At 70.8% G+C, this 23,652-nt stretch carries 20 protein-coding genes; 7 read left to right on the top strand and 13 right to left on the bottom strand.

Translation table 11 applies throughout. The features are described 5' to 3' along the window. Positions 1-278: 278 nt before the first annotated feature. Positions 279-764, top strand: coding sequence for a MarR family winged helix-turn-helix transcriptional regulator (locus LNW72_RS35335; RefSeq protein ID WP_250979112.1), 486 nt, complete (start codon positions 279-281; stop codon positions 762-764). 32 nt (positions 765-796) lie between these two features. Here LNW72_RS35335 and LNW72_RS35330 read toward each other — a convergent pair whose 3' ends face one another. The 5 genes from LNW72_RS35330 to LNW72_RS35310 form a co-directional block, all read right to left on the bottom strand. Continuing rightward, positions 797-1,669: an ester cyclase family protein gene (locus LNW72_RS35330; RefSeq protein WP_250979111.1), complete on the bottom strand. Its 873-nt coding sequence runs from the start codon at positions 1,667-1,669 to the stop codon at positions 797-799. A 45-nt stretch (positions 1,670-1,714) separates the two neighbouring features. Next, positions 1,715-2,677: a GNAT family N-acetyltransferase gene (locus LNW72_RS35325; RefSeq protein ID WP_250979110.1), complete on the bottom strand. Its 963-nt coding sequence runs from the start codon at positions 2,675-2,677 to the stop codon at positions 1,715-1,717. 110 nt (positions 2,678-2,787) lie between these two features. After that, on the bottom strand, positions 2,788-2,982 hold the full coding sequence (locus LNW72_RS35320) for a ferredoxin (protein ID WP_250979109.1): 195 nt from the start codon (positions 2,980-2,982) through the stop codon (positions 2,788-2,790). A gap of 12 nt (positions 2,983-2,994) precedes the next feature. Continuing rightward, positions 2,995-4,218 (bottom strand): cytochrome P450, encoded by a 1,224-nt coding sequence (locus LNW72_RS35315; protein ID WP_250979108.1) that lies wholly within the window; start codon positions 4,216-4,218, stop codon positions 2,995-2,997. A 71-nt stretch (positions 4,219-4,289) separates the two neighbouring features. Then, positions 4,290-5,063: an SDR family oxidoreductase gene (locus tag LNW72_RS35310; RefSeq protein ID WP_250979107.1), complete on the bottom strand. Its 774-nt coding sequence runs from the start codon at positions 5,061-5,063 to the stop codon at positions 4,290-4,292. A gap of 251 nt (positions 5,064-5,314) precedes the next feature. On the opposite strand from LNW72_RS35310, the gene LNW72_RS35305 reads away from it, so the two are divergent. From LNW72_RS35305 to LNW72_RS35285, 5 genes are all read left to right on the top strand, one after another. Further along, the gene (locus LNW72_RS35305) at positions 5,315-5,689 is read left to right on the top strand and encodes a hypothetical protein (RefSeq protein ID WP_250979106.1); all 375 of its coding nucleotides are present in this window, start codon (positions 5,315-5,317) and stop codon (positions 5,687-5,689) included. Between the two features lie 102 nt (positions 5,690-5,791). Then, complete coding sequence (locus LNW72_RS35300) at positions 5,792-7,249, top strand: FAD-binding oxidoreductase (RefSeq protein WP_250979105.1); 1,458 nt, start codon at positions 5,792-5,794, stop codon at positions 7,247-7,249. 1 nt (position 7,250) lies between these two features. Then, positions 7,251-8,054: an SDR family oxidoreductase gene (locus LNW72_RS35295; RefSeq protein ID WP_250979104.1), complete on the top strand. Its 804-nt coding sequence runs from the start codon at positions 7,251-7,253 to the stop codon at positions 8,052-8,054. 31 nt (positions 8,055-8,085) lie between these two features. Then, positions 8,086-8,835 (top strand): SDR family oxidoreductase, encoded by a 750-nt coding sequence (locus LNW72_RS35290; protein ID WP_250979103.1) that lies wholly within the window; start codon positions 8,086-8,088, stop codon positions 8,833-8,835. A gap of 231 nt (positions 8,836-9,066) precedes the next feature. After that, the gene (locus tag LNW72_RS35285) at positions 9,067-10,062 is read left to right on the top strand and encodes a winged helix-turn-helix domain-containing protein (RefSeq protein ID WP_250979102.1); all 996 of its coding nucleotides are present in this window, start codon (positions 9,067-9,069) and stop codon (positions 10,060-10,062) included. Between the two features lie 11 nt (positions 10,063-10,073). Here the strand turns inward: LNW72_RS35285 and LNW72_RS35280 are convergent, their stop codons facing one another. The 4 genes from LNW72_RS35280 to panD form a co-directional block, all read right to left on the bottom strand. Continuing rightward, on the bottom strand, positions 10,074-10,925 hold the full coding sequence (locus tag LNW72_RS35280) for a hypothetical protein (RefSeq protein WP_250979101.1): 852 nt from the start codon (positions 10,923-10,925) through the stop codon (positions 10,074-10,076). A gap of 100 nt (positions 10,926-11,025) precedes the next feature. Further along, positions 11,026-15,126: a carboxypeptidase regulatory-like domain-containing protein gene (locus LNW72_RS35275; RefSeq protein ID WP_250979100.1), complete on the bottom strand. Its 4,101-nt coding sequence runs from the start codon at positions 15,124-15,126 to the stop codon at positions 11,026-11,028. A 212-nt stretch (positions 15,127-15,338) separates the two neighbouring features. Further along, entirely contained in the window at positions 15,339-16,409 is a 1,071-nt protein-coding gene (locus LNW72_RS35270) for a LuxR C-terminal-related transcriptional regulator (RefSeq protein ID WP_250979099.1), read from the bottom strand. A 149-nt stretch (positions 16,410-16,558) separates the two neighbouring features. Then, entirely contained in the window at positions 16,559-16,996 is a 438-nt protein-coding gene (gene panD / locus LNW72_RS35265; RefSeq protein ID WP_250979098.1) for an aspartate 1-decarboxylase, read from the bottom strand. A 911-nt stretch (positions 16,997-17,907) separates the two neighbouring features. On the opposite strand from panD, the gene LNW72_RS35260 reads away from it, so the two are divergent. Then, positions 17,908-18,315 (top strand): SgcJ/EcaC family oxidoreductase, encoded by a 408-nt coding sequence (locus LNW72_RS35260; protein ID WP_250979097.1) that lies wholly within the window; start codon positions 17,908-17,910, stop codon positions 18,313-18,315. A 121-nt stretch (positions 18,316-18,436) separates the two neighbouring features. Here the strand turns inward: LNW72_RS35260 and LNW72_RS35255 are convergent, their stop codons facing one another. From LNW72_RS35255 to LNW72_RS35240, 4 genes are all read right to left on the bottom strand, one after another. Then, positions 18,437-19,405, bottom strand: a complete 969-nt coding sequence (locus LNW72_RS35255; RefSeq protein ID WP_250979096.1) for a sigma-70 family RNA polymerase sigma factor — start codon at positions 19,403-19,405, stop codon at positions 18,437-18,439. Between the two features lie 68 nt (positions 19,406-19,473). After that, the gene (locus LNW72_RS35250) at positions 19,474-20,499 is read right to left on the bottom strand and encodes an AI-2E family transporter (RefSeq protein WP_250979095.1); all 1,026 of its coding nucleotides are present in this window, start codon (positions 20,497-20,499) and stop codon (positions 19,474-19,476) included. A gap of 316 nt (positions 20,500-20,815) precedes the next feature. Continuing rightward, positions 20,816-21,679: an RNA polymerase sigma factor SigF gene (locus tag LNW72_RS35245; protein ID WP_250979094.1), complete on the bottom strand. Its 864-nt coding sequence runs from the start codon at positions 21,677-21,679 to the stop codon at positions 20,816-20,818. A gap of 204 nt (positions 21,680-21,883) precedes the next feature. Next, positions 21,884-23,614 (bottom strand): thiamine pyrophosphate-dependent enzyme, encoded by a 1,731-nt coding sequence (locus tag LNW72_RS35240; protein WP_250979093.1) that lies wholly within the window; start codon positions 23,612-23,614, stop codon positions 21,884-21,886. Positions 23,615-23,652: the final 38 nt, after the last annotated feature.

Raw genomic sequence — 23,652 nt, 5'->3', positions numbered from 1 at the left:
AAGCGACTGCAATTACATGCTCTCACGCACATGTATGCGTGTCCACAAGATATCCGCGGCTGCGCGGAGTCGTACGGCGCCCTGGTCCCGGAGCCGTTCCACGCCGTCGCGGCGCACGGGTCACGTGCACCCAACGGTCCCATCCGGGCCTTGAATTCACCTGGACCGGGCCTGGACCGGAACGGCGCAGGAACGCTCCCGGCATACGTGACGGCACACACGTGTTTTCGCGCAGGCACGTGCTGTCCGCAACCTTCACCAGCGCCTAGCATGGAGGGATGACCTCCGAGAGCGGAACCAAGAAGGCGCAGGCCGGAGCGCTGCTGGACGCCGTGGGTCCGGCCTTCTCCCGGTTGCGGCGCACCGCGCTGCTGGATGTCGAGAACCCGGTCTCCCGCAAGGACATGACCAGGACCCTGGTGCTCGCCATCGTCGAGGACCCGGCCGACGTCCCCGGCCAGGAGACCACCGTCGGGGTGGTCGCCGAACGCCTCGCGGTGGACCCGTCGGTCGCGAGCCGGATGGTGTCCGACTGCATCGCGACGGGGTATCTGATCCGTGCCGCCTCGCAGCTCGACGGCCGGCGCACGATCCTGCAGCTCACCCCCGAGGGCATCGAGATGCTCGCGCGGTTCCGCCGGCACCAGCGTGAGGCGTTCGAACACATCACCCGCGAGTGGAGCGAGCACGAGCGGCTGGACTTCGCCCGCCTGCTGATCAAGTACGTGGACGCCGTCGCCGATCTGCGCCCGCCCACCCGGTAACGGCCCGCCGGACAGCCGGCGGGCGCGCCCTGTCACGGGGTCGGCAGCCCGGCCTGTTCCAGCGCCAGATAGTCGACGACCTCCCAGTGCTCCGCCACCTTGCCGCCCGCGATACGGAACTGGTCGCAGGTGCGCATGACCAGTTCCCGGTCCGAGGGGCCGCCGCCGCTCCAGGCGCCGGTCAGCGTTCCGCGCCACACCACGAAGACCATCACCCGGTCGCCGTCGGCCACGATGTGCTCGACCGTGGTCGTCAGGTCCGGGAACGCGGCGATGTTGTCCGCGAAGTACGCCTTGAAGGCGTCGAGTCCGGCCGGGACCTGGTCCGTCTTGAGATTGTGGTGCGCGTAGTTCTGGTGGTAGTAGGTCTCGGCGAGGTCCAGCCGGTGCTCACTGAACACGACGCGGTACGCGCCCAGCACCAGCTCCGCGTTGGCCACCTCCAGATCGCTGTGCGGCCCCACCAGGCCGGGGCCGGCCGGCTGGCCGCCCTCCCCGGGCCCGATCCCCAGCGGCACCAGCACCGACTGGTCCACCACGGCCCAGTGCTCCGCCACCTTTCCGCCGTCGAGGCGGAAGAGTTCCGCGGTGTGCAGGGTCCCCGTGGCCCCGGTCCGGGTGCGGCCCCGCCAGGTCACGAAGAGCATGACCCGGTCGTTGTCCGGCACCAGGTTCTCGACCGCCACCTCCAGGTCGTCGAACTCCGCCGCGATCACCCGCCAGAAGCCGGCCAGGCCTCCGGGCAGTGCCCCGATCAGCGGATCGTGCTCGACGTAGCCGGGACGGATCCGCTCCGCGGCCTCGTCGAACCGGTGCCCGGCCAGGATCTCCTCGAAGAGTTCCCGGACCACCTCGGCGTTCCCCACCCTTGCCGGCGTCGAGCCGACTATGTATCCGACTGTCATGGCTTCCCTGTCTCCCCCGTGACCGGTTGAACCCAGTGGTGGTGCTCAGGTCTTCAGCTCGTAGGTGGACCAGGACGAGTCGGCCGCGAAGCCGAGCTTCCCGTTGAGCGCGACGATCGCCGCGTTCTCCCTCTCGTTCCATGCCTGGACCAGGAAGAGCCGCTGGTTCTCGCGTGCCGCCCAGGCGGTCGCGAAGGCCTTGGTCAGCGTGCCGATGCCGCGGCGGCGGTGGTCCGGCAGGACCAGCACCTCACCGGCGTCGGCCATCGGACTGTCGCGGACGTAGAGGGTGCTGTAGCCGACGACCGCTCCGGTGCCGTTCTCGACGGCCGCCGCGGTGTACTGGCGGTGGCCGGTGCGGACCGCCTCCTCCTCGCGGGCGCGCACATCGGCCGCGGTCGGCGCCGTGATCCTGGCCTGCCCGTTGACCTGAACGTCGAGTTCGCCCCAGGCCCGCGCGTAGGAGTCCACGAGGTTGTCGGGGCAGCCGCCGAGCCAGTACGCGAGGTGGTAGCCGGGCACCTTCCCGTCGGCGTATCCGTCCAGCCGCGCCCGGACCGCGTCGTCGAGCCGCAGCCGGTTGCGCAGATTGGTGACGGTGCGCCGGGCACCGACCGCGCCGGCGAAGCTCTCCGACGCGTCGGTGTGCGGGGCGTCCAGCAGCAGCCGGGAGCGGCCTCGGTCGGCGAGTTCGCTCCGGGCGGCCTCGATGAGCAGCCGGCCGGCGCCGCGGCGCCGGAATCCCGGGAAGACCCACAGGGATCCGTGGCCGGCGTCGGCGGACTCCGCCAGATCCAGGCCGAGTTTGAGGGAGCCGGCGGCCGTCCCGCCGTCGAAGACGGCCAGCACCAGTCGGTCGGTGCCGTGTCTGCGCTGCAGAAGCCGGGCCAGCAACGCCTCGGTGACCGGCGGGTCTTCAGGAAGTTCGAGGCTCATCGTCTCCCGGAAACCGGGGAGGAGAGCGGCGATGGTGGCCGGGTCGTCCCCGTCCAGGCTGCGGATTTCCATACCAATTATTTACCCAGGCACTGCCATCGTTTTAATCGAGTCCCACTCGAACGCGAAGTGGGGCCCGGACCTCCGGACCCCACTCGTTCACTGCGTCCCGCCGGCCGCGGTCACTCCACGGCGACGGAGATGGCCTGCACCGGGCAGACCCGTACCGCCTCGTGCACCTTCGGGTCCCCGGCCCCGTCCTCGCTGCCCGGGATGACTCCGCTGACCCCCTCGTCGTCCTGCTCGAAGACGCCGGGGGCGGTCATGGTGCACAACGCGGCCCCCACACACCGCTCACTGTCGACGCTGACACGCATGGCAGGCCTCCCTCACCAGGTCACCGGAAGATCTTCCACCCCTTGCAGGACGAAGGCGGGCTTGACCTGCACCTCGCTCGCGGGGATCGCCAGCCGCAGGTTCGGCAGCCGGGAGAACAGCCGGTTCAGCGCGATCTCCATCTCGGCCCGCGCCAGGTTCTGCCCGATGCACTGGTGGATGCCGAAGCCGAACGCGACATGCCGGCCGGCCGCCCGCCGGATGTCCAGCTGGTCGGCGTTCTCGAACGCCGACGGGTCGCGGTTCATCAGCATGTTGGAGACGATGACGCCGTCGCCCGCCTTGATGAGCTGCCCGCCCACCTCGATGTCCTCCGTCGCCACCCGCGGCAGGGTGTCGCCGATGGACGTGAACCGGAACAGCTCGTCGACCGCGCCCGGCATCAGCGCCGGGTCGGCACGCAACGCGGCCAGCTGCTCGGGGTGTTCGAGCAGCGTGAGCACGCTGATGCCGATCATGTTCGCGGTCGTCTCATGGCCCGACACCAGCAGCACCGTGGCGATCATCGCCAACTCGTTGCGGTCCACCGCGCCTTCGAGCAACCGCTGGGTGATCAGCTCGTCCAGCAGCCCGTCCCGCGGATCGGCCTCCCGCTCACCGATCAGGTCGTACAGGTACTTCAGGATGTCCCCGAAGGCCTGCTGGGCCTGCGCGGCCTGCTCGTCGCCCGACGAGGAGAGCACATGCCGCGAGCGTTCCGCGAAGTAGTCGTGGTCCTCGTACGGGATGCCCAGCAGCAGGCAGATCGCCTTCGACGGCAGCGGCAGCGCGAAATCCGTCACCAGGTTCGCGGACGAGCCTTTCGCCGTCATGTTGTCGATGAGCGTGTCCGCGATCTTCTCGATCTCCGGCCGCAGCGCGTTGATCCGCCGGATGCCGAAGCCCGGGATGGACATCCGCCGCTGCCGGGCGTGCTCCGGGTCGTCCACGCCGATCAGCGGGGTCGCCCGCTGGCGCTGCGCCTCGATGCGCGGTGCCATGAGCGGGAAGTCGGGATTGCGGACATCGACGGACAGCCGGGGGTCGGGCAGCAGTGCCCGGCCCTCGGTGTTCCCCGCCACGACCCAGGCCGTCCGCCCGTCGAACAGCGTCACGCGGGCCAGCGGCCCCTGCTCCCGCAACTGCTCGTAGCCCTCCGGCGGCTGGTAGGGGCAGGTGCGCTGCATCGGGTAAGCGGGGGCCTCCGGCTCGATCTGCCGGGTATCGGCTTCCGCCATGGTCTACCTCCTGTGTGTGGGGCCTGGTGGCCGAATTGCGGACTGAAAGGCGGCAGGTGCCCCGAGGCGGCTCAGGATCCGCCGGTGACCCTGACGGCCTGGCCGTTGATGTTCCCGTTGGCGGCCGAGCCGAGGAACACGATCGCGTTGGCGACGTCCTCCGGCGTGGAGAGGTGCTGGGAGGCGAGGGTCTTGGCCTTCGCCTCCAGCATCGGAGCGGGGGCGTTGCGCAGGACGTTCTCGGTGAGGGTCTGGCCCGGGACGACCATGTTCACCAGGATGTTCTCCGGCCCCAGGTCCCAGGCCAGGCTGCGGAGCAGCCCGTACAGACCGGACTTGGCCGCGCCGTAGGCCCCGCCGCCGACCATGCCGGCGTCGGCCAGCCCCGCGCCGAGCATCACCACCCGGCCCCAGTCACGGCCGCGCATCGCGGGAAGCGCGGCCTGCAGCGTGTGGTAGACGGCGTCGACGGAGGTCCGCAGCACTTCCTGCCACTGCTTGACCGGGACGTCCTCGAAAGCGGGCATCGGCCGGCCGGGGCGGGGAATGGCGTCCCCCCACACGACGGCGTTGTTCACCAGCACGTCGATGCCGCCCCAGGCGGACACGACGTGGTCGACGGCCTCCCGGATCACCCGCTCCTCGTTGAGGTCGTAGCGGACGATCATCGGGGTGCCGCCCTCGGCGGTGACCTGGGCCGCCGTCTCCTCGGCGCCGGCCAGGTTCGAGTAGTAGGTGATCGCGACCCGGGCGCCCTCCGCGCCGAAGGCCCGCGCCGTCGCGCGTCCGATCCCCGAGGAGGCCCCGGTCACCAGCACTACCTTGTCGCGCAGATCCGTCTTCATCCGGGACAACCCGCTTTCGTGGTCAGGTCAACGGCGGTGGTACTGCAGCGCGTCCCGCGAGTGGCGCTCGAGCCCGAGCATCGGGCCTGCGCCTCGAATCACGGTCAACTGCGGGCGGGGGGACGGCGCCCGGCGGGCTGCACGACGGTTCGACCGCTCCTCAAGACCGCCCTGTCAGCGTCCTGTCCGACCGCCCGCGGGGGTGGAGCGGAGCCCTGAGCGGGCGCCCGGACAGATGGAGGAGAGCTGCGATGAGCGAAGCGAGCGGACGACTGGTCGGCACCTGGACCACCGAACTCGACAACGACGGCGAGCCCACCTTCGGGCTGGTCTCCTTCTCCGCCGACGGCGGTGTCACCTCGACCCAGACCAACACCAAGAACATCGGCCTGGGCAACTGGGCCGTCACCGGTGAGGACACCTTCGAGTACAACTTCCACATCCTCGCGACCGACGAGGCGGGCAAGCTCGTCGGCGAGGCGCACATCAACGTCGAGGGCGAGTTCGTCTCCGACACGCGCTGGGAGGGGCTCGGCGGCGCGTCGTTCTACGACCCGCAGGGCAACCGGCAGCGCGGCCACGGCGGTTCGAAGGTCGTCGCCGTGAAGTTCGGCATCGACAAGTAGCCGGAACGGAACCGAGCTCAGCCCCTGTCCCGTGCGAGCACCGGCGCGCGCGGCGCCGAGCGGTCCGCTGTCTCCCTGCACCGTTCCCGGGAGGAACGAACTTTGGCCACCGAACAGACTCTGCTCCGCGCCGCCCCCGGCTCCGCCGTATGGGAAGGACTTCGCTCCCTGCTGCGCGGCGACGTCGTCCTTCCCTCCGACACCGGCTACGACCTCGCGCGGCAGTTGCAGAACAAGGAGTACGACGTCATCGGTCCGCAGGCCGTCGCCTACTGCGAATCGCCGTACGATCTGCGCGCCTGTGTGCGCTTCGCCCAGGAGCACGACCTGCCGCTGCACACCCGCAGCGGCGGCCACAGCTTCAACGGCTGGTCCACGGGCCCCGGTCTGGTCGTCGACCTGTCCCGGATCAACCATGTGCTGGTCTGCAACGGCTCGGTGCGGCTGGGCGCCGGCACCCAGTCGGTGGACGCGCTCGACACGCTGAAGTCGACGGGCACCCAGCTCATCACCGGCACCTTCCCCACGGTGAGCGCGGGCGGATTCCTGTCCGGCGGCGGACTCGGCTGGCAGACCCGCAAGTTCGGCGTCGGCAGCGACCGGGTCGTCTCGGCGCGGGTGCTGCTGGCCGACGGCCGGGTGATCCGCTGCTCCGACACCCATGACCCGGACCTGTACTGGGCGGTGCGCGGCGGCGGGGGCGGCAACTTCGGGATCGTGGTGGACTTCGACGTCCGCCCGATCGAGGCGCCGCTGCTGGTCGGCTACGACACCATGTGGGACTTCGGCCAGGCAGCGGACGTCCTGACCTCCTGGCAGGAGTGGTGCGCGAGCGCCCCGAACGACCTGGGTTCGTCGCTCGTCGTGCTGCCGCAGATGTTCAGCCCGCACGACGCTCCGATCATCAACGTCTGGGGCGCCTATCACGGCCCGAAGGACGAACTGGAGACCCTGCTCGACGAGCTGGCCGAGCGGGTGGGCGTCCGGCCGGTGAAGCGGACCGTGGGCGAACCCCTGCCGTACAGCGAGGTCATGCACGAGCGGCTGTGCGACGACAAGTCCGTCGCCCAGTGCCACCGCACCGGACACAACCCGCTGGCGATCGGCCACCGGCACCCCTTCACCCGGCAGAGCTACGCGCTCACCGACCGGCCGGTGACCAGGGACGAGGCCGCCCGGCTGCTCGACGCCTGGGACCCCCGGCGGGACAACGAGCGGTATCTGCTGTGCATCGCCCTCGGCGGGGTGGCCAACGAGGTCGGCAGGACCGACACCGCGTATGTGCACCGCGACGCCCGGTTCCTGACGGGCTACCAGATGGCGGTCCGCGAGGACGTGCCGGCGCCGGAGACGGTCGCGGACATCACCGCCTGGGCGGACAACGCCTCGGCGGCGCTCGCTCCCATCTCCAGCGGCTCGTACATCAACTTCCCCAGCTCCCGGACACCGGCCGACTGGGGCGCCGCGTACTACGGCGAGAACCACCCCCGGCTGCTCGACATCAAGCGGCAGTACGACCCGGACGACTTCTTCCGGCATTCGCAGAGCATCGGGAGCTGAGATGACCCTGGACAACGACCACACGGCCGACCCGAGCACGACCTCGCGGAGTCCCAGCAGCTGGGATCTGCAGGGCAAGCGCATTCTCGTCACCGGCGGATCGCGCGGCATCGGGCGCGGCATCGTGCTCGCCGCGGCGCGGGCCGGAGCGCAGGTCATCACCTGCTACCGGCAGCCCGGTGACGCGGTCACCACACTGGAGGCGGAACTCGCGGCCACCGGCGGAAAGCACCTCGTGCTGCGCGCCGACGCCACCCAGGCGTCGGACATCGAGGAGATCGCCGACGCCTGCGAGGCCCGCTTCGGCGGTCTCGACGCGGTGGTGAACAACGCCGGCACCTACGTCCCGACCCCGTACGCCGATCTGGACGCGGCGCAGTGGGCCGCCACGGTGGACGGCAACCTCACCGCGGCACACCTCGTCATCCACCGCTCGCTCGGCCTGCTGGCCCCCGGCTCCTCGATCGTCAACATCGGGTCCACGGTGGCGTTCATCGGCATCGACGGCGGAGTGCACTACACCGCCGTCAAGGCGGCCCTGGTCGGTATGACCCGCTCCCTGGCCCGCGAGCTCGGGCCCCGGGGCATCCGGGTCAACACCCTGTCGCCCGGCCGGATCGACACCGAGGCGATGGACGACCTCCCCCCGCAGGTCGCCGCGTTCCAGCGGAAGATGTTCTCCTCCTTCACCGCGCTGGGCCGGCTCGGCCGCGTCGAGGAGATCGCCGGGTCGGTGCTGTTCCTGCTGAGCGATCACTCGACGTACATCACGGGTCAGAACATCCACGTCGACGGCTGCGTGTGAGCCCCGTCGGCACTGCGGAGGGACAGGGAACGTGGGAATCGCGCTGACAGGCAGAAAAGTCCTGGTCACCGGTGGCAGCCGGGGCATCGGCCGCGGCATCGTGCTGGCGGCCGCGGCCGCCGGGGCCGATGTGATCACCTGCTACCGGCAGGAGGGGGAGGCGGTCGAGTCCCTCGTCAAGGCGCTGGCCGAGACCGGTGGCGACCACCATGTGCTGCGGGCCGACGTCGGCGAGATCGCCGAGATCGACCGGCTGGTGGGCGAGGCCAAGGACCGCTTCGGCCGGCTCGACGGCGTCGTCAACAACGCCGGTGTCATCAGTCATGTCCCCTTCGGTGAACTCCCCGCCGAGGAGTGGTCCCGGGTCCTCAACTCGCATGTGACGGCGGCGTACCGGGTGATCCAGCAGTCGCTGCCGCTCTTCGGTGAGGGCGCCTCCGTGGTCAACATCGGCGCACGCGGGGCGGCGGCGGGCATCCCGCTGCGGGCGCACTACACGGCGGCGAAGGCCGCGATGATCGGGCTGTCCCGTTCGCTGGCGGTGGAGCTGGGTCCGCGCGGCATCCGCGTCAACGTCGTGGCGCCCGGCATCATCGAGACCGAGGCCTTCGCGGCGATGCCGCAGGAACGGGCCGACGGGATGCGGCAGATGTACTCGAAGAAGACCGCGCTCGGCCGGCTGGGCACCGTCCCGGAACTCGCGGGCCCGGTGCTCTTCCTGCTCAGCGATCTCTCCTCGTACCTCACCGGGGAGACGCTCAACGTCGACGGCGGCATCTGACCGCGGACACCGCACGGACGACGAGGCCCCTGCCGGTGCCCGGGGAAGGGCCGGCGGGGGCCTCGCGTTTCCTGGGCGGACGGGGGCGCGCCGCCCGGACTCCCCCGTCCGTCCGACGGTGCGCCCCCGCACCGCACAGGCTGCTACGTGCCCCGCCGTAGCGCGAGCGTTTGTGCCAGGATTCGATGAGGTTCAAAGGGTGAGCGGGCCGCAGGGGCCCCGGGGGAGAGCATGATCCGACTGGCAGTGGACTCCACCGGGCTGGCCAGGTCCCGGTTCGCCGTCTCACCGCTGATCGAGGCGGCCGGCACCCTGATGCCGTGGGGGGTGCGGGGAGAACTGAGCGCGGATCCCTGGGTGTACCGGGCCCGGCGGCTGCTGCGCCGGGAGGACCTGCCGCTGCTGACCGCGCTCGCGGTGGACCGGGCCGGTTATCTGCCGGACTTCCTGACCCCGTACCCGAGCGTCCCCTCCCCCGACGTCGCCGACGAGTTGGAGCAGGTGCGCACCACGCCGCCGGAGCGGGTCGTCGCCGAAATGGAGGCGGTGCGGGTCGGCCGCCCGACGAACGGGCTGGCGGGACGGGAACTGCCGGACGTGGTGCGCGAGACGCTGGCCCGTGGCGGCCGGTATCTGGCCGAGCGCGCCGCGGACGAGCTGGGCCGCTACTGGGAGAGCGGCTTCGCGGCGCACTGGCCACAGGCCCGGGCGGTGCTGGAGGCCGAGGTCGACCGGCGGGCCCTGACCCTGGCCCGCTACGGCGCCGCCCGGCTCTTCGACTCGCTGCACCCGTCGATCCGCTGGGACGGCGGAGCCCTCCGCGTCGACAGCCACCTCGACGTGGCGCTGCCCGTGCCGATGGTGCTGCTCGTGCCGTCCCTGGTGGCCTACGCGATCGGTGTCTCCATCGACCCGGTCCGGGGGGTGCCGCTCCGGCCGCCGGCGCTGATCTACCCGGCGCGGCCACCGGCGGCGGACGCGGCGCCGCCCAGCGCCGATCTGGCCCGGCTGCTGGGCCCGACCCGCGCCGATCTGCTCGCCTCGCTCGACCGGCCGGCGACCACCACGGCGCTGGCCTCCACCCGCTTCCTCAGTCCCGCGACGGTCTCGTACCACCTGGGCGTGCTGCGCCGGGCCGGGCTGGTCAGCAGCACGCGGTCGGGCCGGGAGGTGCTGTATCTGCGAACCCCGCAGGGCGGGCGGCTGCTGTCCTCCCCGCCGGGGTAGCGGCCCCTGTCTCAGCCCTGCTCGGCCGGTGCGGTCAGCAGTCCCAGGGCGATCAGGTCGTCGACGGGTTCGTGGACGCTGCAGGAGCCGACGGACGTGAAGGCGGAGCGCACCCGCGCGACGCCCTCGGCGCCGAGCCGTTCGACGCGGTCACGGACCGTGCCGGCCGCCCGCTCGGCGAGCAGCGCCGCCACCGTGTCGCTGCCGGCCCCGTCCAGGGCCGCATCGGTGGCCAGCAGGACGTTGAGGAACCCGTGGTGCTCGAAGCCCGTCGCGGGGTCGGTGTGCCGCAGGGCGTGGTGCAATCCCGCGGTGCACTTGAAGGCCAGTCCGCGGCTCGCGCAGGTGATGATCGCCCCGGCCAGTTCCGCCTCGCCGGGGAACGCCGCGGCGGCGGTGCCGCCGGTGCGCAGTTTGGCGTGGTGCCGGCCGGCCGCGAGGGCGTCGGCCACGTCCGGGCCGAGGGCGCCGCGCGGTACCTCCACATGGGCGGTGACGTCCGCGGGCAGCTCGCGGTCCAGGACGGTGAGCGCCGCACCGGTCGCGGCGCCGTCGGGCAGCGCGATCTCCACGGCCGCGAGACGGGCGGCGGAGACCTTCGCGAGCAGGTCCAGCGCGGGCAGCAGGGCCGGGGTGCCGCCGGGCACGGTCAGGCCGATGCCGATGACGTCGTCGCCGGGGAGCGCCGCGATGGCGGCCGCGAGTTCGCCGAGCCTGGGGGCCGGGAAGACGAAGGGGCCGACGAGGTCCGCGAACCAGGCCGTCCGGTAGCCGAGGTGCGCGGGCAGCGCCCGCGGCAGCGGTACGTCCCCGGGCGGGAACAGTGCGGCGTCGTCGATCAGTCCGGACCAGGCGGTGTTCATGAAGCGGCCTTCCCTTGGGGTGGCGCTGCCGCCACCCGCGTGGAGGGGACCGGTTCGCCCGGTCCCCTCCACGGATCTCAGCGGGTCAGCTCACCTTTCGTCAATCCTTCAGGAGATTGAAGTTGCTGGTGGTGACCGCTCCCTTCTTGATCTTCACGGTGGTGGTGGTCGGCTGGTAGCCGTCCTTGGCGATGATCAGGGTGAGCGGGTTGTTGCGGACGTCGAGCCACAGGGCGTACGTACCGTCCGTGCCCGTCTTGAGCGTGTAGTGCGTCGCCCAGGTGTTGATCTGGACGGTGGCGCCCGCCAGCGGCGTGCCGGCGCCGGTCACCGTACCGGTGATCTTGCCCCAGGTGGCCGGGGGCTTGACGGTGAACGTGACGCCTATCGGGTCCAGCCGGTAGGGCGTGTCACTGGTCAGCGCCAGCGAGGCGTGGAACGTGCCGGGCTGGGTGACCTCCGGAACCGACGCGTCGAGCGTGACGGTGAACGAGACCGTCGCGCCGGCCGCCACGGTCAGCTTGTCCGTGCTCTCGCTCAGCCAGCTGACGTCGGCGCTGTCCGACTGGTCGTAGCCGGGCAGCAGCTCGGCCGTCTTGACGGGCGTCTGGCCCGCCAGGCCGCCGATCGCGTAGAAGCCCGGTCCCGCGCCGCCGCGGTAGACCGACGCGTTGGCGTTGGGCAGTGCGGTCCAGGTGTTGTCGGCCGGGTTGTAGGCCCACGCCTGGTTGGTGATGGCCGCACCGCTGTTGATGGCGCCGCCGGCGATCAGCAGCAGGCCGTTGGCGGAGGTGTACGACGTGCCCCACTGGTCGGTGGGCTGGTCGGCGATCGGCGACCAGGCGTCGGTGGCCGGGTCGTAGACGTAGCCGTGTTTGACGGTGCCCGCGTCGGTGGTCCCGCCGGAGCAGTACAGCTTGCCGCTGATGGCGCCGCACGCCTCCCAGGCGATGGCCTCCGGGTAGGCGGCCGCGGCGGACCAGCTGTTGGACGCCGCGTTGTAGACCGACACGTCGGTGGTGCCGCAGGCGGTCGCGGTGCAGCCGCCGACGACGTACAGCTTGTCGTTGACGACGGCGCTGCCCGAGCCGGCGTACGGCTTGGGGGTCGCCGCGCCGGTGGACCAGGTGTTGGCCGCGGTGTCGTAGATCTCCAGCTTGGCGTCCGGAGCGCCGGAGGCTCCCCAGCCGCCCGCGACGTAGAACTTGCCGCCGATGACCCCGTGGGCGGGTGCCTCACGGGTGTCGGCCGCGGAGGCCTTCTTGGTCCAGGTGCCCGCGGTCGTGTCGTAGGCGTACAGGTCGCTGGTGTCCGCGGCCCCGGTGAAGCCGAAGCCCGAGTAGACGGTGCCGTTGGCGACGCCCACCACGTTGTCACCGGCCGTGACCGGCAGGTCGGCGATCGACTGCCAGGCGGTGCCGGCCGCGTTCTGCGCGGCGGGGGTGGCGCGCTTGCCCTTGTCCGCCTTCAGGGACAGCTTGGTGGTGCCGCTCTTCACGAGGTTCAGCGGGGCTCCGCCGGTCTTCGCGATGACGAAGTCGCCCGCGGTCTCGCCGACGTTCAGGGTGGCGGGAGCGGTGCCGGTGTTCTTCACCGTCACCTTCTGGGTGGCGGTGCCGCCCCAGGCGGCCGTCTTGGTGATGGCGCCGGGAGTGACCTGGAGCCGGCCCGCCTTGAGGGCGAGGTCGGCGCGGACGGTGCCGTCCGGCGGCACGTTGGCGGTGGCACTGGCCTTGGAGTAGCCGGCGGCCGCTGCCGCGAACGGGTGCTTGCCGGTCAGGTGCGAGAACACCCAGTAGAAGCCGTCACCGAGTGCCGCGTCGTCCGGGGTCGCCGCGGTCGTGGTCTTCTCCGCGGGGGCGTCGGCGCTGGTGACCGTCGCACCGTTGACGCCGGTGTGGGTGTTGGCGTCCGTCACGTTGCCGACCACCAGGCCGCCGGGGACCGGGTCGTAGGACCGCTGGCCGACGAAGACGTTGTCCAGCTCCCACCAGTAGGCCCAGGTGCCGGAGTAGTGGAAGCGCAGCCGGACGTCGCTCTTGCCCGCGTAGGCGGTCAGCGGCAGGTCCACGTGCTGGGGACCGAGGAGCGAGGTGGTCGTCTGGTGCCACAGCGTGGTCCAGGTGGTCCCGCCGTCGGCGCTGACGTCCACGTCGGCGGTCGAGTTGGAGTAGCCCTTGTACTCGGTGTCGAAGCCGACCACCGGGGTGGTCTTCCCGGTCAGGTCGAACGACGGGGAGAGCAGCTGGCTGTCCTGGTGCTTGCCGCTGCCGATGTGGTCGCTGTCGATGATGGCGAAGCCGCCGGTGCCACCGGTCTTGTTGGTGCGCTTGCCGGCGTCGTCGAAGCCCCAGCCGCCGGTGGTGCCGTCGGCGTTGGTGACGCTCCAGTCCGCGGGCGTGGTGGTGGAGGAGTCGAACGGCTCGGTCGCGCCGTTCAGGTGGACGGCGTAGCCGGGAGCCTGCGCGGCGATCGCGTCGACCGGGACGGCGACGTTCACGGTCTGGTCGGCGGTGCCGACCGCGACGACCTTGTCCACCGCCTGGTAACCGGTGTAGGCCGCGGTGACGTGCAGGGTGTACGAGACGCCCTGCGGGAGCGTCAGGTGGTAGGCGCCGGTGGCCGGGTCGGTGAACACCGGGCCGCCCGGTACTCCGTCCACGGTGATCTTCGCGTAGAGCGGCCAGCCGTGCCCGGATCCGTCGGCGACCTTGCCGGAGACGGTCTGGCGCGGCACGGAGTCCAGCGCGAACGACTGGGTGACCGTACCGCCGTCGGCCAGCACGACCGAGGCGACGGTCTTCGTGGCGTAGCCGTAGGCGCTCGCCGACACGTCGTAGCTGCCCGGCGGGATGTCGAGCTGGTAGGCGCCGGCGGCGTCGCTGACCGCGCTGTGGTCGCCTGCCTTGACCTGCGCTCCGGCCAGTGGCGCGCCGGTGGCGTGGTCGGTGACCGTACCCGAGATCACGCCGTGCGGTCCGCTGCGGAAGGCGTCGAGGCCCTTCGGGGTGCCGAGGCCGGTCGGGCCGTCGTAGCCGGTGCCCGCGGTGCACAGGTAGGCCGGCGTGCAGGTGCCGTTGATGCCCGTGGTCACGTCGTTGAGCGAACCGGGCTTCGCGTACGGGTACGCGTTCGGGTAGGTGCCGGCGCCGGGGGTGCCGGCCGCGGCGTACACGCCCGCGATGATCGGCGAGGCGGCGCTGGTTCCGCCGTACACCGACCAGCCGGAGGCTCCGTAGGTCTGGTAGACCGCGACACCGGTCAGCGGGTCGGAGACCGCGGAGACGTCCGCCACCGCGCGCTTGGCGCAGGGCGTGTCCGTCTGGAAGGCCGGCTTGGGCTCGTAGAGCGAGCACCCGGAACCGGGGCCGCCGTACGAGTTGTGCCAGACCGACTCGGTCCAGCCACGGCCGCTGCCCGCGTCCCTGGCCAGCGCGGTTCCGCCGACGGAGGTCACGTACTGGGAGGCCGCCGGGTAGCTGACGCCGTAGTCGCTGTCACCCGACGAGGCCACGATGGCCACGCCCGGGTGGTTGTAGTACGGGTCCATCGCCGTGGTCTCCGACGCGTCCTCGCCGCTGCCGGGCGTGGAGTCGTAGCCCGTGCCGTACGAGTTGGAGACGTACTTGGCGCCGAGTGCGACCGCCTGGTCCACCGCCGCGCCGAGGTTCTCGAAGCTGGGGTCGTCGGCCTCGACCAGCAGGATGTGGGCGTTGGGGGCGGCCGCGGACACCATGTCGACGTCCAGCGAGATCTCACCCGCCCAGCCGGGGTCGGGGGCCGGGTAGTCGGTGCCACCGCGCTGGCTGACCTTCTTGAAGCAGCCGTTTGCGGTCGTGCAGGCCGGGAGTCCGTACTGCGCCCGGTAGACCGTGAGGTCGGCCTCCGCGGTGGGGTTGTCGTAGGCGTCGACGATGGCCACGGTCTGGCCGGCTCCACCGTCGGCCGGCAGCGCGTAGGCGCTCTGCAGGTCCCCGGGGCCGAAGCCGTTCGGGGTCGCCGCGTTGATCCCGACGGTGCCGCGCAGGTCGGTGCGGCGCAGCGCGAAGCAGCTGAACTGACCGGGCTTGGCGGCGCCGCACTGGGCCGTGACATCGGGCCGGGCGGCGGAGGGGGCGGCCGACGCCGGTGCGGCGGCGGGCAGTTGGAGGCCGAGCAGGGCGACGGTGGCAGAGGCGGCGGCGGCGATGACCGACGCCACGCCTCTGCGTCTTCCGGGCCGCCGCTGTATGGGTATACGCAAAGCAGGACTCCTGGAATCTGACCGGAGCCGGCCGGTACAGGGGTCGACCGGCCGACGGCGGATCCAATGGACCGCTTGCGTATACCTACGCCTCAGCCGTATCAGCGGAACGTGACAAGGTTGTCGGATACCTGACAGTCATCGACCCGGCATTCGGCGTCACGTTCCTGTCAATCGGACGCCGCGGCTCCGTCTGCGACTCCGTTCGGGGATCCGTTCGCCGTAGAGCCGGCGGCACCGCCCACCCCGGCGCCCTTCGCCGCGCCGCCCGGCTCGTCGAGCCAACCGTGCCGGGCCGCGTGCCAGACGAGTTGGACGCGGTTCTCCACGCCCGCCGCGCGCTCCATCACCGCGAGATGACGCTGGACCGTACGGACGGCGACCCCGAGAGCGCGGGCCATCGCCTGGTCCGTGCTGCCGTTCACCAGCATCGCCAGGATCCGCAACTGAACGGCGCTGCGCCCGCCGGAGCCCCGCTCCCGCAACGGCGTACTCGACGCCCACACCGCCTCGAAGAGCGCGAGGAGAGCGTCCAGCAGACCGCTGGGGCGCACCAACAGCATCGCCGGGCCGGGAACTTCGACCTCCGGAGCCAGCGGCAGCAGGGCCAGCGACCGGTCGGCTATGCAGAGCCGCATCGGCAGGCTCTGCGCCACCCGGACCTCCTCGCAGGCCGTCCGCCTGCCGCCCGCGCCGCCCAGGGCGCCGGGGGTCTCCAGCGCCGTCCGGTCGCGCACCACCCGGTGGCGGACGCCCTCGTCGAGCCGCTCCGCCGCGTCCAGCGGGTCGTGCCACTCCCCGTCCGCGGGAAAGGGACCGCGGACGAAGGAGGCGACCTCGGTCCGCGCGGAGCGCCGCAGTTGCTCGGCCCACAGCCCCGCGGCGCCGTAGCCCTCCACGACCTGGACGATCTCCTCGGAGCGATACCCCTCGTGCACCCGCTGGTACTCCACCGCCAGCCGGTCCAGTAACTCCCGTCCCTGCCGCAGCTGTTCCTGGGTACGGGCCACCAGTGGCAGCAGTCCGACCCGCGGTGGCGCCGGATACCAGCGCCCGTCACCGCCGGACCGGGCCAGCCCGCGCGCCCCGAGCTCCGCGCAGACCGCCTCGGCCCGCGTCACCGGCACCCCGAGGTCCCGGGCCAGCCCGGCCGCCGCCACACCGCGCGTGGCCACCAGTAACCGGTAGGCCCGGTCCGCATCGGCGCTCAACCCCAGGGCCTCAAACGGACGTTCGGTCATGATCGGGCACACTAGCCGGAGTCGGCTCGCGGATCCCCCGGAATGCGGGTATGTCACACAGCTGATACGTAGCGTGACGTGTAGGGCCGCCCCCACACCGACACCACTTACGGGCCCGCGCGCGGTGGCCCTTGTCGCCCGCCGCCGGGCTACGCGGTGGCCTGCGCGGTCGAGCTCAGGGCGTGCGGGCCGCGCACGGTCGCACTGCCGGGGACCGGCTCGGACGGATCCGCGCCCAGCGCCACGATCCTGTTGCCCTCGCCCACATGCACGATCTTCGGCTTCAGAGCGCGCGCCTCGGCGTCGTCGACCTGGGCGTAGCTGATCAGGATGACCAGATCACCGGGGTGCACCAGATGCGCCGCGGCACCGTTGATCCCGATCACACCCGACCCGCGCTCGCCCTCGATGACGTACGTCTCCAGCCGGGCGCCGTTGTCGATGTCGACGATGTGAACCAGCTCACCCGGCAGAAGGTCGGCCGCCTCCATGAGGTCGGCGTCGATCGTCACCGAACCGACGTAGTGCAGATCGGCCTCGGTCACCCGGGCACGGTGGATCTTGGACTTAAACATGGTACGCAACATCGAGGCACTCCTGGAGCTAGGCTCCCTGCCTGCGTCTATGCAGGTCAAGGGCAGTTTTCCTACGGTACAACGAGTGGTTCATCAGGCGAGTCAAAGATCATCCGCAGATGACCGGCATCCGTCCCGCCACGACGGGACAAGCTTACGCAACCCCCATCCGGGACCCGATCGAGGCCACCCACGACTCGAGCCCACCGCTCCCCGACCATGCCCCCGGCCCCGGACAGGCGCAGCTCGGGCTGAAATGCGCACTTCCTGTGCGCCGGCGACGCCGTCCCCCGCATCCAGTTGGGAGGATCGCCGGCCCCGTCCTGCATCATGAAGCTCTGGCCCTTGTACGCGAGCCCCACGGTCGTGGAACCCGTACTCGGCTTCGTGTGGATACGGACACCGTCCCCCGTGAACCGGCAGATCACAGCTTGTGGCGACATCGTCGTCCGGTGAGCCGCAGTGACCTGGAGGGAACCGTCCGGAGCAGCGGCACCGGCCGGAGAAGCCAGCGCTCCGCCGAGCAGTACGGTGGAAACCGTGGCCAGGAGTACCTTCGTGCGCAACGACATGCAGTGCCCTTGTCTCGTGGTGTTCGGGGTTGGCGGGATGTCCGATGAGCCGCGATGTGAACGGGTCCGCCCCCGGGGGATGTCGTCCCGGGACGTCCCGGACCGGCACCCACGAAGTCCCCACCCGTTACCGCCTGTTGCCAGAATCGCTCGTGCCGTCGACGGCAACAACGCCTTTCGAGCACAGTGGTAGACCGCAGGTCAGCTGCGGGGAGCACCTACGTCGGCGTCATCATCACCAGATCCCGCACGGCCGGTGTCTGACGCGAGCGATGAGTTTCAGGACCCTCGCCGGTATGTACTGGTGGGCCTGTCGCAGGCCAGGAGGAATCCCAACACCAGGAGCGAACCATGACCGTGACCCGATCGCACGACGAAGCCGCAATCAAGGGCGTGTTGGAGGGCGTCTACCAGGCATGGGACGCCGGCGACGCCGATGCCTTCGTCGCGGACTACAGGGACGACGCCACCGCGATCCTGCCCGGCTCCTACCGCAGGTCCAAGGAGGTCGTCCGCGAGAACATGGCCGTCGGCTTCGCGTCCTACCTCAAGGGCAGCACGAGCATCGACAAGCTGGACAGCATCCGCTTCCTGGGCGAGAGTGCCGCGGTCGTGGTGAGCCAGACCGGCATCAAATTCCCGGGCGAGAGTGAGGTCCCCGCCGAGCGCGTCGTGTACGCGACCTGGGTGCTCGAGAAGCGTGCCGGCGCCTGGCTGGTCGTGGCCTATCACAACAGTCCGGCCGTCGTGCCGAGCTGACACATGACCCCCGCGGGTTCGCGCTGAGCACACTGCGCTCCGTCCGGTCGGGACGGGGCGCAGTCTGCCGCCAGGAGGAATGAGGCGTTCGGCAGCAGCCGCCAGCTACGTTGCGGGGCCGCTACGAATCTGCCCCGGTCAACTCCTCCGGCAACCCGAAGGCAGCGAACACCTCGGCGTCCTGGAAGACCGTGTTGCGGCTGATCCCGGCCGACGTGACGGTGAACACCTGCAGGGTGTGCAGGTGGTAGCCGCCGCCGTCGACCCGCCAGTAGGCCGCCAGCGCGGGCTGGCCGTTGGCGACGGTCCGCACCATCCGCCAGTCCTTGCACATCGAGAAGACCCAGTCCATGAACGTGCCGTAGTGCTCGCGGCCGATGAACCAGTTGACCATCGGCGGCATCTCCAGCAGCACGTCGTGGGTCAGCAGTTGCTTGATCGCGGCCACGTCGGCGCGCTCGAAGGCCTCGACGAACCGGTCGATCCGCGCGCGCACTTCCTGCTCGGACGGTTCGGCGACCTCGTCCTCGGGGACTCCGGCCGCGCGCAGTTGCCCCCGGGCGCGCTGCAGAGCGCTGTTGACCGCCGCCGTCGACATGCCGAGGATCTCGGCCGACTCCGCTGCGGAGAAGTCCAGAACGTCGCGCAGGATCAGCGTTGCCCGCTGACGGGCCGACAGGTGCTGGACCGCCGCGACGAACGCAAGCCGCAGCGAGCCGCGGTCCACCGCGGCCTTCACCGGGTCCGCCCCGAGCAGCGCGTCCGGCAGGGGCTGCAGCCAGGTCACCTCACCGCGCACCAACGGCGAGGACGGATCCTCGCTCCGGGCCACCAGGCCCGACGGCAGGGGACGCCTGCCCCGGCCCTCGAGCGCGGTCAGGCAGGCATTCGTCGCGATGCGGTACAACCACGTGCGGACCGACGCCCGATCCTGGTCGTACCGGTCCCGGGCCCGCCACGCCCGCAGGTAGGTCTCCTGGACCAGGTCTTCGGCATCATGGACCGATCCCAGCATCCGATAGCAGTGCGCCAGGAGTTCCGACCGGTACGCGTTGATCCGCTGGTCGAAATCCTCTGCTACGCGCGCCATCGTCCCCCGCCTCTCCGGTGCCACAGCTGCAGCGACCCTACCGCCATGGCAGGGCGGGGTTGCCGCGGTCAGGCGGCGTCGAGTTCGGGGAAGACGACTTCGTCGAGGACCAGGTTGACGGCCACGGCGACCGGGACGGCGACGAGTGCTCCGATGATCCCGAGCAGTGCTCCTCCGGCGAGGACCGCGACCACGGTGACGAGGGGGTGGACGTCGACCGCGTAACGCATCGCCCGGGGCATGATCAGGTAGTCCTCCAGCAGGCGGAAGGCGATGTAGAAACCCGCGGTGGCGACCGCGACCGGCCAGGACACCGAGAGCGCCACCAGGCTCACGACCACTCCCGCAATCGTTGAGCCGACCATCGGGATCATGTCCATCACCGCGGTGAACACTCCCAGTGCCGCCGCGTACGGGACGCTCATCGGTGCGCACCACGCGAACGTGGCCACTCCGGCAATCGCGGAGGTGGCCACGTTGCCGAGCATGAACCGGCCGATGCGCACCAGGATCTCCTCGGTGATCTCCTGGGTGCGGGCGCGGCGGCTGCCGGGGACCAGCTGGTAGAAGAAGCCCTTGATGGCAGGCATGCTGGCCATGAAGTACACCGTCAGGGTCACGACGACGGCAGTCGCGGTGAGGGCGCTGACGACGTACAGGCCGGCGCCCAACAGGCCGCCGAAGATGCTGGATCCGCCGCCGGAGCCGATCTGGGTCTTGGCCTTGTCCGTGAGGTGGTAGCGGTCCTCCAAGCGGCCCAGGGTCGATTGGTGGTCGTGCAACTGCTGCAGCCAGCCCGGCACCGCATGGATGAGCGCTTCCACTTCGGTGACCACCGGGGGGACGACCACGGCGAGCAGGCCCGCCACGATCAGGAGCAACACGGCGCACACGATCAGCACCGCCCGCCCGCGCCGGTGCCCGCGCGCCACCAGCCACCCGACCAAGGGTTCCAGGCTGACCGCCAGCAGGAACGCCAGCACCACCAGCAGCAGCACCTGACTGGCCCGGAGCACCGCCTGCGCGACCTGCCACGCCAGGAACGCCCCCAGCGTGAAGGTGAATCCGGCGACGAACCAGGACCTGCGCCGCATGCCCCGCACTTTCGGGGCCGCCGGCCCCGAAAGTCCTGGTGCTGGTGGTATTTCGACTGGGTCCTGCGCGGGCCCGGATATCGACGACATGATCTGCCCTCTGCTTTCTGCAACCCGCGGGGCATCGTCATCACCGCAGGGCGGTCCCCGGCGGTCTGCCACACACCCACCGCGAAGACATCACGGCCAATCGGTCAACTTCCCCCTCGGCACCCTTCCAGACGTGCGGCGAAAGGCCCGCCTCGCGCGATGCGGGGCGGGCCTGGGTGATCTCGCCGGGGCGGGCCTGCGTGATCTCGCGGCTCCGGGAGCGGAATCAGGTGGTGGCCTCCGCGAGCATTCCTTGCCGCAGGCGCTCCAGGACCTTGGTCAGGAGTCTGCTGACGTGCATCTGGGAGATGCCGAGCTCGACGCCGATCTGCGCCTGGGTCATCTCGTCGCCGAAACGCATCTGCAGAATGCGCAGGTCGCGCTCACCGAGCTGGGCCATCAACGGCTTCAGAACGTGCAGGTCCTCAACACCTTGCAGGGCGGGGTCGAGGTCCCCGAGCCGGTCGACCAGACCACCGCTGTGGTCGTCGTCCTCGGTGGTCGTCATCTCCAGGGATCCGGCGGTGTAGCCGTTGCTGGCCACCAGGCCCTCGATGACCTCCTCGGTGGTCAGACCCAGGAGCTCGGCGAGCTCCGCAGTGGTCGGGGCGCGGTCCAGGCGGGTCGCGAGTTCCTCGGTCGCCTTGGCCAGCTCCAGACGCAGTTCCTGCAAGCGGCGCGGCACATGCACGGCCCAGCTGGTGTCCCGGAAGAAGCGCTTGATCTCCCCGGTGATGTACGGGATCGCGAAGGTGGTGAACTCCACCTCACGCGACAGGTCGAACCGGTCGATCGCCTTGATCAACCCGATCGTGCCGACCTGCAGGATGTCCTCGGACGGCTCGGGCCGGTTACGGAAGCGGCGGGCGGCGAACTTCACCAACGACATGTTCAACTCGATGAGGGTGTTCCGCGCGTACTGATGGTCGCGCGTACCCTCCTCCAGTTCCTGCAGCCGGTCGAAGAAGATCTTCGACAGATCCCGGGCGTCCTTCGGAGCGACCTTCCCGGCATCCTCCACCCAGGGCAGGTCCGCCACCGTCGCGACGTGGGTGGTCGGGGAGACTATCGCTGCGGATGCAGTGGCCATGAGATGACTCCGGGTTCGGTGGCTGCCTGACGTGCTGAGGCTGCGGATACCCGATACCGCCCTAGTCATTCCCGTCGCACGCCGAACATCTGTTCCGAGATGCATGCGGCACGTGGCGCGCACGGACGCCAACGGCCGTACTGCGCCATTCTGAAGGCGACTGGCCATGGCTGAAGACACAGCGGGGTGCGGCCGGCCCAACGGTCAGCCCTCGTGGCTCTGCAGGAGTTCTTTGACCTTCGCGATGGCGAATCCCCAGCCCTGCTGGACGGTCGGCTTTCCGGGGACGGCGACTTCCTGGGGGTTGGTCAGTACATCGAGGAGGACCGGCCCCGGGGTCGCGAAGGCTCGGCGGACGCTATCGGTGAGGGTGTCGGGGTCGGTGACGCGAATGCCGGTCAGTCCGAGGGCGGTGGCCACCGCGGCGAAATCGGGGTTGTCGAGTTCGGTGCCGAACTCGGCGAGGCCGGCCTGTTCCTGTTCGAGCTTGACCATGCCCAAGCGGCGGTTGTCGAAGACGACGAGCTTCACCGGCAACTGGTAGGTCTTGATGGTCATGAGGTCACCGAGCAGCATGCTCAGTCCGCCGTCGCCGCAGAACGCCACGACCTGACGGCCCGGAGCCCACAGCTGTGCGCCCATCGCCTGGGGCATGGCGTTGGCCATGGAGCCGAGGTTGTAGGAGCCGATCAGCCGGCGGTCACCGTGCATGGTCACGAAGCGGGACAGCCACACGGTGGCCATACCCGTGTCGGAGGTGAAGATCGCGTCGTCGTCGGCGCAGGCGTCAACCGCGGCCGCCAGGGCTTCGGGCCGGATGTCGTGGTCGGGGTTGTCCAGGGCGCTGCGCAGGCGTCCGGTCCAGCGCTTGGTGTCGTGGGCGGGTTCGGCCAGGCGCTGCTGGCCGGTGCGCCAGCCGGCGAAGTGCTCGCGGGCGGTGTCGAGGTGCGCACGGTCGGGTTTGGCGTCCAGGCGGGGCAGGAGGGCGCGCAGGGTGGCTCCGGTGTCGCCGGCCAGGCCTGCGTCGATGGGCACCCGCCGCCCGAGGTTCTGTTCCTGGGTGTCGATCTGGACGACGCGGCAGCCGGTGGGGTACCAGTCGCGGTAGGGGAAGTCGGTGCCGAGCATGAGCAGGGTGTCGCACTCGTCCAGAGCGCCGGCGGCAGCCGGGTTGCCGATCAGGCCCGTCTGCCCGACCTGGTAGGGGTTGTCGCCCTCGAAGCCCTCCTTGGCCTTGAGGGTGAGCACCATCGGCGCGCCGAGGTGCTCCGCCAGGGCCAGGACTTCCTCGCGGGCGTCGCGGGCGCCGCGTCCCACCAGCAGGGTCACCTTGGACGCCGCGTTGATGATCTCGGCCGCCTGCAGGATGCCGGGCTCGTCGGGGCGGGTGAGCTGGCGGGTCCGGGGGAAGCGGGCGGGACGTTCCTGCGTCAGCTCCTGATCGCCCAGATCGCCGGGCACGGTCAGGACCGCCACCCCGCCGTGGCCGATCGCGGCGCGTACGGCGGCCTCGAGCAGGCGGGGCATCTGGTCGGGTGAGGTGACAGTGGCACGGTAGACGGCGACGTCGCGGAACAGCAGGTCGTTGTCGACCTCCTGGAAGTAGTCGCTGCCCATTTCGGCCAGCGGTACCTGTCCGGCGATGGCCAGCACCGGGGTGCGGCTCTTCGCGGCGTCGTAGAGGCCGTTGAGCAGGTGGATCGCGCCAGGGCCGACGGTTCCCATGCACACCCCCAGGTTCCCGGAAAGCTGGGACCGGGCGCTCGCGGCGAACGCGGCGGCCTCCTCGTGGCGGCACCCCACCCACTCCAGACCATCAGTGGTGCGGATGGCGTCGGTCAGCGGATTCAGCGCGTCGCCGACCACGCCGAAGACGTGACCGACCTCCAGCTCCTGCAAGGCGTCGATGATCACACGGGCCACAGTGCGTGCCACGGGAAGGTCCTCCGGTTCGTCAGGCGGTCGAGCAGGGA

Source organism: Streptomyces sp. RKAG293, from assembly GCF_023701745.1.
Taxonomy (GTDB): Bacteria; Actinomycetota; Actinomycetes; order Streptomycetales; family Streptomycetaceae; genus Actinacidiphila.
This window is presented reverse-complemented; position numbering and strand designations above follow the sequence as displayed.

Coding starts and splice junctions, on each gene's coding strand:
- LNW72_RS35335 (WP_250979112.1), top strand. CDS start 279: ATGACCTCCGAGAGCGGAACCAAGAAGGCGCAGGCCGGAGCGCTGCTG.
- panD (WP_250979098.1), bottom strand. CDS start 16,996: ATGTTGCGTACCATGTTTAAGTCCAAGATCCACCGTGCCCGGGTGACC.
- LNW72_RS35250 (WP_250979095.1), bottom strand. CDS start 20,499: ATGCGGCGCAGGTCCTGGTTCGTCGCCGGATTCACCTTCACGCTGGGG.
- LNW72_RS35245 (WP_250979094.1), bottom strand. CDS start 21,679: ATGGCCACTGCATCCGCAGCGATAGTCTCCCCGACCACCCACGTCGCG.
- LNW72_RS35255 (WP_250979096.1), bottom strand. CDS start 19,405: ATGGCGCGCGTAGCAGAGGATTTCGACCAGCGGATCAACGCGTACCGG.
- LNW72_RS35260 (WP_250979097.1), top strand. CDS start 17,908: ATGACCGTGACCCGATCGCACGACGAAGCCGCAATCAAGGGCGTGTTG.
- LNW72_RS35320 (WP_250979109.1), bottom strand. CDS start 2,982: ATGCGTGTCAGCGTCGACAGTGAGCGGTGTGTGGGGGCCGCGTTGTGC.
- LNW72_RS35295 (WP_250979104.1), top strand. CDS start 7,251: ATGACCCTGGACAACGACCACACGGCCGACCCGAGCACGACCTCGCGG.
- LNW72_RS35305 (WP_250979106.1), top strand. CDS start 5,315: ATGAGCGAAGCGAGCGGACGACTGGTCGGCACCTGGACCACCGAACTC.
- LNW72_RS35310 (WP_250979107.1), bottom strand. CDS start 5,063: ATGAAGACGGATCTGCGCGACAAGGTAGTGCTGGTGACCGGGGCCTCC.
- LNW72_RS35280 (WP_250979101.1), bottom strand. CDS start 10,925: ATGAACACCGCCTGGTCCGGACTGATCGACGACGCCGCACTGTTCCCG.
- LNW72_RS35330 (WP_250979111.1), bottom strand. CDS start 1,669: ATGACAGTCGGATACATAGTCGGCTCGACGCCGGCAAGGGTGGGGAAC.
- LNW72_RS35285 (WP_250979102.1), top strand. CDS start 9,067: ATGATCCGACTGGCAGTGGACTCCACCGGGCTGGCCAGGTCCCGGTTC.
- LNW72_RS35325 (WP_250979110.1), bottom strand. CDS start 2,677: ATGGAAATCCGCAGCCTGGACGGGGACGACCCGGCCACCATCGCCGCT.
- LNW72_RS35270 (WP_250979099.1), bottom strand. CDS start 16,409: ATGACCGAACGTCCGTTTGAGGCCCTGGGGTTGAGCGCCGATGCGGAC.
- LNW72_RS35315 (WP_250979108.1), bottom strand. CDS start 4,218: ATGGCGGAAGCCGATACCCGGCAGATCGAGCCGGAGGCCCCCGCTTAC.